We start from the raw sequence: 12936 nt of genomic DNA on the forward strand, positions 1-12936 counted from the left end.
ATCTGTACGGGACCTGGTCGGCCCACTGCCCATCGCGCCCGCCCCGCCGGGTGATGACCGCGTCCTGGCAAGACCGGCGCGCGGACACCCTACCGAACGCGGTGCGGCACCGCGCGCCCCGCATCCGGGGCGGCCCGCTCCCGGGGCCGGTGCCCGACCGGCGGGCGGCCGATGGACGGCCGATGGGCGGCCAGCACCCGTACATACCGGCGCAGTTGACGGAGCGCCGCTCCGGCCGGTCGGCGTGAGCCCGCCGGGGCGGCGGACGGCAGTGCGCAGCGGGATCGTTCCGGGGGTGTGCGGACGCCCGGAGATCCCCTCGACGGGCGGCCGACGTACCGTCAGTGGGAATCCAGTCGGGGACGGGGGTTCCGGGACCCTTGTCAGGTACCAGTAGGATCGGCCCCTGCGCAGGGTGCGCGGGGGCGGCCACGCCGGACCCCTGAGCCCCTGCGGTCGGTGGAGGGGGCCACGGGGGCTCTCGCCCCGGACCGACCGGGTACGCACCGCTGTGCGGTTGCCGGCCTGTTCGGCCAATCGACGAAGCGACACGATCGACAGCGTGCGTGAGGGCTGGTGCCGAGTGAGCGTGGTGACCGTCAAGCGGCCGGCGAGGGCGTATCCGCCCCCCGTGCCGGACGAGCCGGTGCAGTTGGAGTCGCCGCCGGAGCTGCCCCGCAACGGCAATGACGACTGGATGATGAACCTGCTGCCCCTGCTCGGCATGGGCGGCTCCGCGGCGTTCTTCTTCATGCCCAACGCCGGCGGGACCATGAAGATCATGGGCATCCTGATGGTGGCCTCCACCGCGGGCATGGCGGTGGCCCAGATGGTCAGGGCCCGCAAGGGCGGCGGCTCCGCGATGTCGGACGAGCGCCGCGACTACCTCAAGTACCTGGCCCAGATGCGCCGCCAGGTGCGCCGCACCGCGGAGAAGCAGCGCGGCGCCCAGCTCTATCTGCACCCGGAGCCCGACCAGTTGTGGTCGATCGTCGCCGAGGGGCGGCGGCTGTGGGAGCGGCGCACCAACGACCCGGACTTCGCACAGATCCGGCTGGGACGCGGCCCGCAGCAGCTGGCCACCCCGCTGGTGGCACCGCAGACGGCTCCCATGGACGAGTTGGAGCCGCTGACCGCCGAGGCGATGCGGACCTTCCTGTCCTCCCACGGCACCCTTCAGGAGCTGCCGCTCGCGGTCTCGCTGCGCGCCTTCTACCACATCACCGTCTGCGGCGACCCGGACACCGTGTACGGCACCGTGCGGGCGATGGTCGCCCAGCTGACGACCCTTCACTCCCCGGACGACCTGATGGTCGGCATCGCCGCGGCCCCCGGCTCCGTGGAGGAGTGGGAGTGGGCGAAGTGGCTGCCCCACACCCAGCACCGCAAGGAGAGCGACGGCGCGGGCAGCCGCCGGCTGATCGCCGCCGGCCTCGGCGAGCTGGAGGAGCTGCTGGACGAGGAGCTGTCCGGCCGGCCGCGCTTCCACCGCGACTCCGTGCCCAGCCCCGACCAGCCGCATGTCGTGGTGGTGGTGGACGGCGCCGCCGTGCCGCACGACTCGGTGCTGGCGGGTGCGGAGGGCCTGCAGGGCGTCACCATCATCGAGGTGGTCCCCGGCGACCTGGACGAGCTGTCGGGCTCCCTGGTGATCACGGTGAACCCGGATGAGCTGCTGCTGCAGTCCGCGTCGGGCGCCGCGTACAGCGGCACCCCGGACACCCTGTCCGCCTGGCAGTCCGAGGCGCTGGCCCGTCAGCTGGCCCCGTACCGGATCTCGGCGGGCGGCGACGACGAGCCGCTGCTGTCCAACCTGGACTTCACCGATCTGATGGGCGTCGGCGACGCCGGGTCCATCGACATCTCCCGCACCTGGCGGCCGCGTGCCTCGCACGAGAAGCTGCGGGTCCCGATCGGCCTGGGCGCCAACGGCGAGCCGGTGATGCTGGACATCAAGGAGGCCGCGCTGGAGGGCATGGGCCCGCACGGCCTGTGCGTCGGCGCCACCGGTTCCGGCAAGTCGGAGCTGCTGCGCACCCTGGTGCTGGGTCTGGCGATGACCCACTCCTCCGAGGTCCTCAACTTCGTGCTGGCCGACTTCAAGGGTGGTGCGACCTTCGCCGGCATGGCGGAGATGCCGCACACCTCCGCGGTGATCACCAACCTGGCGGAGGAACTCACCCTGGTCGACCGGATGCGCGACGCGATCACCGGTGAGCTCAACCGCCGCCAGGAGCTGCTGCGCTCCGCCGGCAACTACGCCAACCTCAATGAGTACGAGCGCGCCCGGGCGGCCGGAGCGGCGCTCGACCCGCTGCCGTCGCTGGTACTGATCATCGACGAGTTCAGCGAACTGCTGACCGCCAAGCCCGACTTCATCGAGATGTTCATCCAGATCGGCCGGATCGGCCGCTCGCTCGGTGTGCACCTGCTGCTGGCCTCGCAGCGTCTGGAGGAGGGCCGGCTGCGCGGCCTGGACACCTACCTCTCGTACCGGATCGGTCTGCGGACCTTCTCCGCGGCGGAGTCGCGGGCGGCGCTGGGTGTGCCGGACGCGTACCACCTGCCGCCGGTGCCGGGTGTGGGCTACCTCAAGTTCGGCACCGATGTGATGGACCGCTTCAAGGCGGCCTATGTCTCCGGCCCGTACCGCCCGGCCGGGCAGGTGCGCTCCACCGGCCGGGTCTCCAGCCGGCAGCCGGTGCTCTTCACCGCGGCCGAGGTCCCGGTGATCGAGACCCAGGTGACCGAGAGCGAGCCGGAGCCGCAGCGGGAGGACGACGCGCTGGTCGACACGGTGCTCGATGTGATCGTGCAGCGGATGATCGGCCAGGGCCCGGCGGCGCACCAGGTGTGGCTGCCGCCGCTGGACGAGGCGCCCAGCCTGGACCAGCTGCTGCCGCCGCTGCAGACCACCGCCGACCGCGGGCTGACCGCCCCCGAGTACGGGGCGCTGAGCCGCCTGGTGGTGCCGGTCGGCATCGTGGACAAGCCGTTCGAGCAGCGCCGTGATGTGATGTACCAGGACTTCTCCGGTGCGGCGGGCCACGGCATGGTGGTCGGCGGTCCGCGGTCCGGCAAGTCGACGCTGATGCGGACCATGGTCGCCGGCTTCGGCCTCACCCACACCCCCGCCGAGGTGCAGTTCTACTGCCTGGACTTCGGCGGCGGCGGCATGATGGGCCTGGAGGGGCTGCCGCACGTCGGCGGTGTCGCCGGCCGGCTGGACGCCGAGAAGGTGCGCCGGATGGTCAGTGAGGTGCACGGGGTGCTCAACCGGCGCGAGGAGCTCTTCCGCGCCCAGGGCATCGACTCCATCGGCACCTACCGCACCCGGCGGGCCCAGGGGGCGCTGCCGGGGGAGCAGTTCGGCGACGTCTTCCTGATGATCGACGGCTGGCTCACCTTCAAGCAGGAGTTCGAGCTGCTGGAGCCGGTGGTCGCGGACATCGCCCAGCGCGGTCTCGGCTACGGCATCCACCTGGTGCTCACCGCCTCCCGGTATGCCGAGGTGCGTCCGGCGCTGAAGGATCTGCTGCAGAACCGGATCGAGCTCAAGCTCGGTGACTCCATGGAGTCCGAGATCGACCGCAAGGTCGCCCAGAACGTCCCGGCCGGCGCGCCCGGCCGCGGTCTCACCCCCGAGAAGCTGCACTTCCTCGGCGGTCTGCCGCGGCTGGACGGCTCCTTCTCGGTGGAGGACCTGCAGGACGGCGTCGCACATCTGGTGCAGTCCGTCGAAGCGGCCTGGACCGGCCCTCGCGCCCCGCAGGTGCGGATGCTGCCCACCGTGCTGCCGGCCGAGCAGCTGCCCAAGGGCTTCGAGTTCCCCGACCGCGGTGTGGCCTTCGGTGTGGACGAGATCGAGCTGTCGCCGGTCTTCGTCAACTTCGACACCGACCCGCTGTTCGTGGTCTTCGGCGAGAGCGAGTCGGGCAAGTCCTCGGTGCTGCGGATGCTGATCAAGCAGATCACCGAGCGCTACACCCCGGAGCAGGCCGGCATCGTGGTCGCCGACTACCGGCGCGCGCTGCTGGGCACCGTGCCGCAGAGCCACCTGGTGGAGTACTCCGCGGCGCAGCCCGCTCTCCAGCAGATCGTGGAGCTGCTGCGGGGCTCCTGCGCCCGCCGCCTGCCCGGCCCGGACGTCACCCCGGAGCAGCTGCGGGCGCGCAACTGGTACACCGGCAAGGACATGTTCGTGATCGTCGACGACTACGAACTGGTCGCCACCTCCTCGGGCAACCCGCTGCAGCCGCTGGTGGAGTTCCTGCCCTTCGCCCGTGACATCGGCCTGAGGGTGATCATCTCCCGTAGTGCCGGTGGTGCCGGCCGGGCGATGTTCGAGCCGGTGATGCAGCGGATGAAGGAGCTGGGCGCGCAGGGTGTGGTGCTCGCCGGCAACAAGGACGAGGGAGCGCTGCTGGGCACCGTGAAGCCGCAGCCGCTGCCGCCGGGCCGGGGCGTCTTCGTCTCCCGCCGGATCGGCTCCGGCCAGATGGTGCAGACGGGCTGGCTGCCCTCGCACTGACAGGATCCGCGGACGGGCCGAGGAGGGCCTGGGCAGGCGCTGTGCGCCTGCCCAGGCCCTCTGCCATGAGCCGGGGTGGTCGCGGACGGCGTCTCGGACCCTGGACGGGGGGTGGGTGCGGGAGTCGGATTCGTAACGCTTTCACCTGGGGGGCGGGGGGCTGCTGCGGTTCCCGCACTCGCCGGGCCGGCGCGGCCGCCGGGCCGGAGCCCTCGCGTCGACCTCTTGGTTCACAAGTCGCCACCGCTTAGAAACCTTGCATTCACAAGAGATGTGGCATGCATCTCATTGAATCAAAGGATAATCGCAATTGGGACATACATCACAATAAGTATGACCACCCATCAGATCCTCGGTCGATCGCTCACTTGCATGCGGATTTCGTTGCCAAGTGGACCTTGACGTCAAGGATTCGTCAAAGGTTTCATTCGGCCAGGGAGCGACCCATTCGAGACCCACGCCGAGCACCGGAGGCGATACCGCTCCCCGAAGGCCCCGCGACCTGATCGGAACCCGCATGACCGACACGATCCACCCGCCGCGCGCAGGCGCCTCCGCGGACGCGCAGCCCACCGCGGCGGCGGCAGGCGGCACCAAGAAGCTCACCCGCTCCATCGGAGTCGTGGGCGGCACCCTGCTGACGCTCTCCTGCGTCACCCCCGCCTCGTCCCTCTTTGTGATCGTGCCGGACCTCTTCGCAAGCCTCGGCACCGCCACCGCCCTCACCATCGGCATCGGCTCCGTGCTCTGTATCGCGGTCGCCTTCTGCTACTCGGAGCTGGGCACCCTGATCCCCAGCGCCGGCGGGGAGTACGCGATGGTCGGCACCCTCGCGGGGCGCCTGACCGGCTGGGTGGTCTTCATCCTGTCGCTGATCGTGGTCATGATCGTGCCGCCCATCATCGCCCTGGGCACTGCCGACTATCTGGCGCCGATCGTGCACATCAGCACCCCCCTGGCGGGCGCCGCCGTGATGCTGCTGGCAACGCTGGCCGGACTGCTGGACCTACGTGCCAACGCCTGGATCACCGGCATCTTCCTGGTGCTCGAGGTCATCGCCTCCGCCGTGGTGGCCGTGCTGGGCTTCGCCCACAGCGAGCGCGGCGCCTCCAGCCTGCTGCACGGCGTCACCGCCGGCTCCGGCAGTGCCACCACCGCGGTCTCCATCAGCACCATCGTCACCGGTCTGGCCATCGCGCTCTTCGTCACCCAGGGCTTCAGCACCGCGGTCTACCTCTCCGAGGAGCTGGAGAACCCGCGGCGCAACGTCGCCCGCACGGTGCTGTGGACGCTGGCGATCTCCTCCGCGGTGATCCTGGTCCCGGTCGCGGCCATCACCGTGGGCGCCCCCGATCTGAAGGCGCTGGCCGCCGGGGACATCGCCGGTATGGTCACCGCGTGGAGCAGCTCCGCGGTGGGCACCTTCATCAGCCTCTGCATAGCGCTGGCGATCATCAACGCGGGCATCGTGATGGTGATCCAGAACTCCCGGGTGCTCTTCGCCTCCGCCCGTGACCGGGCCTGGCCGGAGCCGGTCAACCGGGCCTTCTCCACCATCGGCCGGTTCGGCTCCCCCTGGGTCGCCACCCTGGCTGTCGGCGTGCCCGGCGCCGTCCTGTGCTACGTGCCCGTGGAGGACCTGAGCGGTATCACCGGTGTCGCCGTCACCGGGATGTACATCCTGGTCGCCGTGGCCGCGCTGTTCGCCCGCCACAAGCGGCACCAGAACACTCCCGCTTGGCGCATGCCGCTGTGGCCGGCCATCCCGGTCCTGCTGATCGTGGTGCTGGCCTATGTGCTGTGGCAGCAGACGGTCCAGGATCTGCTGGTGACCGGAGGGATCGTGGCCGTCGCCGCGCTCTACTGGGCGTTCTATCTGCGGCCGCGGCAGCAGACCCACTGGGTGATCACCCTCCCCGAGGACGAGCAGGTCTGAGCCGGGCGGACCACCCGGCGGACAGCGGGAACGACGGCGGAGGCCGGGACCCTGAGGGGTCCCGGCCTCCGCCGTGTGTCGTGCCGTCCGCCGGCCGTTGTGCCGCGGTGCCTGTGCCGGGATCAGACCCCGGAGCGCCGGCGGCGGTGGTCGCGCAGCACCACCGACCCGCCGCTGATCAGCAGCACCACGACCAGGCCCGCGCCGAGCACATACGTGGCGGTGCGACGGTTCCGGTCGGCCTGGGTCTCCCCCAGGGTGAGCTGCTGGGCCACCAGCGGGGCACCCGCCAGTGCGGTGGGCGGCTCCGGTACGGCTGCGGACTCCGGCGGCGCGTCCGAGGTGACCGCCTTCACCGGGTCGACCACGCCCCAGCCGATGAAGTCGTCACGGTCGCGCTGGTTGCGCTGCGCGGTCTGCTCGATCCGGGCCGCGATCTGCGCCGGGGACCACTGGGGGTACTTCTGCTTGAGCAGTGCGGCGACCCCCGCGACATACGGGCTGGAGAAGCTGGTGCCGTTGTCCACGCACTGGCCGCCGCCCGGCACGGTGGAGAGCATGTCCACACCCGGTGCGGCGACATCCACAAAGGAGCCGTACTCGGAGAAGGCGGCCCGCTCATTGTTGCGGTCGGAGGCGCCGACGGCGATGACCTCGGGGTACGCCGCGGGGAACGTGGCGCCCTCCTTGCCGTCGTTGCCGGACGACGCCACCACCACGATGCCGTGCTGGACGGCATCCTGGATGGCCACATGCAGCTGGGCCTCGTCGGTGAATCCCCCCGTGGGCGAGGTGCCGCGCACATCCTGGGAGATGTTGATCACCTGGACGCCGGCCTTGACCGCCGCATTGATGGCGTCGACCAGCTTGTCGACCTGGCCGCTGCCCTCGCTGTCGTTCTGCCGGACGGAGTAGATCTTCGCGTCCGGCGCCAGACCGACGAAGCCGGTGGCCGCGCTGGGGCGGGCGGCGATGATCCCGGCGACCTTGGTGCCGTGGCCCACCGGGTCGAGCGTGGAACCGCCCTGCGCCGCCTTCTTGGTCTGCGGGTCGATGAGCTCCACCGGGCCCCCGACGACCTTGCCCCGAAGCTGCGGGTTGACCGCGTCCACACCGGTGTCGATCACCGCGACGGTGACACCCTTGCCGGTGATGCCGTGGCTCCACAGCTGATCGAGGACGACCCGCTGGAGCGCCCAGGGGACCGCGGCCACGTTGTCGGACGGGAAGTTGCACTCACCGGTCGCCGCGAGGGTCAACGGGGACCGACGGGCACCGTCCCCGGCGGCGGCCGCCGCCGGGGCTGCCGCGACACCGGCCAGGACGCCCAGTGCGGCCGCGGACGAGACCGCCGACCGCACGGCGCGGCGGCGCACCCTCTGCTTGCTCAACGGCACCTGTACTGCCCCTCTTTCGCGCAGGTCCTCGTCGTTGTCGGCGGCTGCACACAGCCGTCAGGGGCGGGCGTCGTCGGACGCCCGCCCCTGACGCACGTGGTGCCGTCAGCCCCAGATCTGGGCGTTCTTGTTCTCGGTCTGCTGGTAGCTCTGGGCCGCGTTGTCCAGCGCACCGGCGATCTGGTTCAGCACCTGGTGCAGGTCCGCGGCGGAGCTGTCCCACTGCTGCTGGCGGGCCTGGTAACCCTCCTGGGCCTTGCCCTCCCAGCTGGCAGCGATGCGCTGCACGCCCGCCTTGAGGTCGTCCAGCTGCTGCTGGATGCGGCCCGCGGTGGAGCGGACCTCGGAGCCGGCGTTCTGGATGGTGCCGAAATTGACGAGAATGTGACCGTCGGACATGACGTCTCTCCTAGTAACAAGAGGATCTTCGAGGCCCGCAGCCTGCGAGCCCGGGGGTCAGCGAAGTGCGGCGGTCCGTCAGCCGAAGCTTTGGGTGATGTTGCTGACCGACGAACGCTGGTCCTCTTCAGTCGCGGAGTACTGCTGCGTGGTGGCGTCGATCGCCTGCTTGATCTCGTCCAGCACCCGGTTCAGCTTGGTCGCGTCCTCGTTCCACCGCTCCTGGAGCTGGTGGTAGGCGGTGGCGGCCTGACCCTGCCAGCCGGAGGTGACAGAGCTGACCAGGCTGTTGAGGCGGCTGAGCTCCTGCTGGATGGACGAGTTGACCTCGGCGATGCGGCCGGAGAACGCGCGCATCTCCTCGGCGGTAGTCCTGAACTGACCCGACATGTTCCACGTCCCCCATGAGACAGATGACTTGGCCGAGCGGCCTGATCCACGGCCCCCGGACAACATCACGACGTGATGTCCAGAAGCACTCTAGCCCTCGGCGCCCATGCCCCCAACACCACCCCGAGGACGGTTACCGGACCATGACATCCGGGCCACATCGCGACCTCGGCAAATGCCCTGGCCGGCGCCGGTATTCCACCGGCGCCAGCCATATGACGTCTCGTCAGAGTCGATCAGGACGTCTGCGGCTGCAACGCGGACTTGGTGTCCAGGTTGGGACCGGCCGGTACCAGATCCGACCAGGCCTTGGGCACCACACCCGGCTGGATGTCCTTGTAGCCCAGCCGCGCCTGCGCGTCATTGCCCTGCTGGGCCTGCCCCTGCGTCTGGCCCGAGGGGTCCGGTGACTGACCGCTCTTCGGCAGTACGGAGCTCTTGGCCGCACTGTCGCCATTGGCCACCACCTGGTAGCGCAGCCCGGTCTCGGTCAGCAGGTAGACCGAACCCGACACATCCTGCGACGTGCCGCCCGCCTCACCCTCCAGCGCCCGGTACAGCAGGCCGGTTCCCGGGGTGACATGCGCACCGGCCGAGCCGTTGGTGACCGATGCCGGGAAGTTGCTCGCCGCCCACACCGTGCGCTTGATCTGGTTCTGCTCACCAACGCCCTGATAGGTACTGCAGAGGACATTGCGGGTGCCGCCCTCCGAGTCGAGACCGTTGACCGCCTGGTTGGGGCTCAGCTTCGGCCAGTCGGTCGGCACGGTCAGCTTGTTCTCGTTGCCGACCGGTCCGGCCCACTGGGAGCGCTCGGCCGAGGTCAGCGGATCGATCCGGATCTGCTGACCGCTGCCGTACACCGCGCTCATCGCCGGATTGGCCCGGAAGAGCCCAAGCTGGAACTCCGTCAGCAGATAGAGCCGCGTCTTGCCGACCACGTAGTAGGAGTCGGCTTTGCCGTCGCCGTTGGAGTCAAAGGACATCAGGTGCCCGGTCCTGAGGTCCGACCGGTTCGGCAGGCTGACCGCCGACGGGCTCCCCAGGGGGACGCCGTCCGGCCGCGGGAAGGTGATGGGCTGCCCGTCGGCCAGGGTGTTCAGCCACTGGTCGGTGACCCGCTCCGGCGCCAGCTGGCTGCCGAAGAGACCGGCCCGCATGGACTCGTAGGCCGTGTTGCGGAGGTTGGCCGGGCCCAGGCTGTGCTTGGTGCCGGTGGCGTCGACCAGGAAGTCCTCACCGCCCTTGCCGTCCGGGCCCGGTGACTGGACGAACAGCGCATTGCCCCCTGCGAGCCGGAAGCTGGGGTTGCGCAGAGCCGCGGCCTGAGTGTCCGACAGCACAAAGACGGCCTGGTTGACGGTGCTGTGCGCGGTATCGCTGCCGGGCCGGTCGCAGACCGTCCACACCTTGGCCTTGGCTGCCTCCTCCTCGGTCGGCAGCTTGTCCGGGGCGTAGGGGATGCCGATGGTGGCGCCGTGCCTGGCGTACTGGTCAAGCACCTTGTCCTCGACAAAGGTGACCTTGGAGTCCGCGTCCAGCACCAGCTTGGCCGAGGCCATGTTGAGCACCGGGTAGAGCGTCTTCTCATCCGGCTTGTTGGGGTCGGGGGTGAGCACCACATACCGGGTGGTGGACTCCTTGCCCACCACAATGGACTTCCCGTCGTCCCAGCCCTGCGGCGCGGCCGGTTTGATCATGCCCCACATGCCGAAGCCCGCGACCACCACCGCGGCCATCACCAGGCTCGGCACCACCGCGCGCACCGGCCGCGGGGCGTCCTCGTCATTGCCGCCCCCGGCCGGTTGCAGAAACGCCCCCACCGTGCGGCGCCGCGCGAACGTGTAGGCGTTCAGCTCGTCCCGGCGTGATGCCATCCTCGTCGTCTCCCACCTGTCCGTGTCGCCCCGTTCTCCCCGTCGGCCGCCGCGGGGCCAGGTCCGTGCGGCCGGCGCTGTCCGCCGGGGACCGAATGAGGGCCAAACCCTCTACGATGCGGCGAACAGACGGTCAGTACGGTACGGGTACGGTATTGCGATCAGCCAACCGGCCGCAGGTATCCAACCAGAGAGGGTCACTCGGGGGATGCGAAGCCAGACCGCTCCAGAGCGACGCAGTGCACCGCAGGGCACGCCTCCCCGCCCAGGGGGAGCACACGGCGGCCGACGGAGGCGGGAGACCTCCCTCCCGGAGCCGGCGCCGCTGACACCCGTCTCGGTACGGATGCACCCGCGGCCCGGCCGGATCAGCGGACCCGTGCGTCTGCAGCAGTTGGTACTGATCGAGGTCGCCGCCGCGCTGGTCGTGGTCGGATGGACCATCAGCAAGCCTGCGGCCGGGGCGATGGCGGTGCCCGCGGTTGTGCTGCTGCTGGTCGCCCTGATGCCGATGCGCGGCCGGACGCTGCCCGACTATCTGCGCACCAGGTCCGCGCTGCGCGCCCGGCGCCGCAGCGCTCCGGGCAACGTCCCGTCAGCAGGCACCGACCCCGGGATCGCACCGGCGCTGGAGATCGACCCCGCGCTGCGCACCGGCACCCACGCCACCGAGACCGAGGCCCCGGGCAGCGGCGGTCAGCGCCGCGTCCGCCGGGAGACCGGCATGGTCGGCGACGGCACCTTCCTGAGCACCCTGCTGCTGGTGCAGTCCAAGGACGAGCCGCTGCGGCCGCTGCGCAGCGCCCGTCCGCTCCCGCTGGACGTGCTCACCTCCGCACTCCAGGTGGACGACATCACCCTGGACTCGGTGCAGATCGTCCAGCACACCCAGCCCGCGCCGGCGCCGCACCTGCCGGAGCAGGCGCTGGCCTCCCGCGCGTACCAGCAGCTCCCCGAGGGTTCCTCGACCCCCTCGCTGCGGCTGACCTGGGTGGCCCTGCGGCTGGACCCCGAGCGGGCGTCGACCGCGGTGCAGGCCCGGGGCGGCGGCGAGTCGGGCGCCCGCAAGGCGCTGCAGCGTGCCACCGACCAGCTGACCGCCCGGCTGACCGGGGCGGGCTTCACCGCGTCCGTCCTGGACGAGCGGGAGCTGATCGCCGCCCTGGCGACCTCCACCTGTGTCAACCCGCTGGCCACCGCGGGCCGTCAGGGCACCGGAGGCGGCAGCGGCGCCACCCGGCGCACCCAGGAGAGCCGTCGCTTCTGGCGGGTGGACGACCGCTGGCACACCACGTACTGGATCTCGCGCTGGCCCCAGCTGCGCCGCCCCGGAGGCAGCGGAGGCCGGATCATCTCCCCCGATCTGGTGAACCTGCTGACCGGGCTTCCGGCTCTGGCCAGCACATTCAGCCTCACGGCCACCCGGGGCACCGGCGGCGCCGTGGCGATCGCCGGGCATGTGCGGCTGACCGCGCGCAGTGAGAGCGAGGTCGCCCAGGTCGGGCGGCTGCTGGAGTCCCGCGCCCAGGGCTCGGGGACCGGGCTGGTCCGGCTGGACATGGAGCAGGCCCCCGGGATGCTCGCCACTCTGCCTCTGGGAGGGACCCGCTGATGGCGTACCAGACCTATGCCCCGCAGCCGTCCGCCGGCCAGTCCGGGGGGCCCGGCGCTCCCGACGGCTCGTCGCAGTCCCGTCCGTTCGCCCGGATCCGGGCCGGCTTCGGCCTGCGCGGACCGCGGCGGGAGCGCCATGTGCTCACTGCCGAGGAGCTCAATGCGCTGTCGATGCCGGTGGGCGACGACGGTGTGCTGATCGGCGTCGACCCGCAGCACCAGTCGGCCGTACTGGGCCTCTTCCGCCCGACGGCCCATGAGATCGTGCTGGTCGGCGGCATGTGGACGGCGCAGCTGATCGCGCTGCGCGCCGCCGCCACCGGCGCCCGGGTCGCCGTGGAGAGCGGCCGGCCGCAGGCCTGGGCGCCGATGGCGCAGGCTGCGGGCGGCGGCCAGCCCTGTGTGACCGTGCACCAGGTCGGCCGGCTCGGCCCGCAGGGCCCCTCGGTGGCGGCCCCGGTGCTGGTGGTGCGTGACCTGGGCGCCCGTCCGGTACGCAGCCGGCTCTCGGCGGGCCCCTGGCAGACCGTGCTCACCCTGCTGCCCTATCTGGGCCCCAACGCCCAGCGGGTGCTGGGCGCGGCGGACCTGGTGGGTGTGCAGCGGGTGTCGCCGCAGGAGGCCGAGCTGATCGGACGGGTGATGAACCTGACCCACGCCGATGTGAGCGCGCTTCCCTCGATGGGGGACAACGTCACCCTCTGGGCGACCCGGATGCGCCGCCAGTTCGTGATGACCACCCCCGCGGACGCCGAGGTCCAACTGCTCGGCCCGGCCCGCCGGGTGGACTGA

Annotated in this window: 8 protein-coding genes; 4 read left to right on the plus strand and 4 right to left on the minus strand. The window is 71.1% G+C overall.

From position 1 onward, the window contains the following. Positions 1-583 precede the first annotated feature (583 nt). Both eccCa and AB0761_RS13045 read left to right on the plus strand, forming a co-directional pair. Positions 584-4531, plus strand: coding sequence for a type VII secretion protein EccCa (eccCa, locus tag AB0761_RS13040; protein WP_377274067.1), 3948 nt, complete (start codon positions 584-586; stop codon positions 4529-4531). A gap of 517 nt (positions 4532-5048) precedes the next feature. Further along, on the plus strand, positions 5049-6467 hold the full coding sequence (locus AB0761_RS13045) for an APC family permease (RefSeq protein ID WP_377269147.1): 1419 nt from the start codon (positions 5049-5051) through the stop codon (positions 6465-6467). Positions 6468-6589: 122 nt separating this feature from the next. Here the strand turns inward: AB0761_RS13045 and mycP are convergent, their stop codons facing one another. The 4 genes from mycP to AB0761_RS13065 all read right to left on the minus strand — a co-directional run bounded on the left by mycP (position 6590) and on the right by AB0761_RS13065 (position 10530). After that, entirely contained in the window at positions 6590-7864 is a 1275-nt protein-coding gene (gene mycP, locus AB0761_RS13050) for a type VII secretion-associated serine protease mycosin (RefSeq protein ID WP_377269148.1), read from the minus strand. A 105-nt stretch (positions 7865-7969) separates the two neighbouring features. Beyond that, positions 7970-8263, minus strand: coding sequence for a WXG100 family type VII secretion target (locus AB0761_RS13055; RefSeq protein ID WP_377269149.1), 294 nt, complete (start codon positions 8261-8263; stop codon positions 7970-7972). Positions 8264-8341: 78 nt separating this feature from the next. Beyond that, complete coding sequence (locus tag AB0761_RS13060; protein ID WP_377269150.1) at positions 8342-8653, minus strand: WXG100 family type VII secretion target; 312 nt, start codon at positions 8651-8653, stop codon at positions 8342-8344. 236 nt (positions 8654-8889) lie between these two features. Next, complete coding sequence (locus tag AB0761_RS13065; RefSeq protein WP_377269151.1) at positions 8890-10530, minus strand: type VII secretion protein EccB; 1641 nt, start codon at positions 10528-10530, stop codon at positions 8890-8892. Between the two features lie 379 nt (positions 10531-10909). Between AB0761_RS13065 and eccE the strand changes: the two genes are divergently transcribed. Next, on the plus strand, positions 10910-12142 hold the full coding sequence (gene eccE / locus AB0761_RS13070) for a type VII secretion protein EccE (protein ID WP_377269152.1): 1233 nt from the start codon (positions 10910-10912) through the stop codon (positions 12140-12142). Continuing rightward, positions 12142-12936: a hypothetical protein gene (locus AB0761_RS13075; protein ID WP_377269153.1), complete on the plus strand. Its 795-nt coding sequence runs from the start codon at positions 12142-12144 to the stop codon at positions 12934-12936. The genes eccE and AB0761_RS13075 overlap by 1 nt, the downstream gene beginning before the upstream one ends.

The organism is Peterkaempfera podocarpi, assembly GCF_042466665.1.
Lineage (GTDB): Bacteria > Actinomycetota > Actinomycetes > Streptomycetales > Streptomycetaceae > Peterkaempfera > Peterkaempfera podocarpi.

Bases quoted from the DNA above. Each gene is read 5' to 3' on its own strand.
- AB0761_RS13045 (WP_377269147.1), top strand. From the start codon at position 5,049: ATGACCGACACGATCCACCCGCCGCGCGCAGGCGCCTCCGCGGACGCG.
- AB0761_RS13055 (WP_377269149.1), bottom strand. From the start codon at position 8,263: ATGTCCGACGGTCACATTCTCGTCAATTTCGGCACCATCCAGAACGCC.
- AB0761_RS13060 (WP_377269150.1), bottom strand. From the start codon at position 8,653: ATGTCGGGTCAGTTCAGGACTACCGCCGAGGAGATGCGCGCGTTCTCC.
- AB0761_RS13065 (WP_377269151.1), bottom strand. From the start codon at position 10,530: ATGGCATCACGCCGGGACGAGCTGAACGCCTACACGTTCGCGCGGCGC.
- AB0761_RS13075 (WP_377269153.1), top strand. From the start codon at position 12,142: ATGGCGTACCAGACCTATGCCCCGCAGCCGTCCGCCGGCCAGTCCGGG.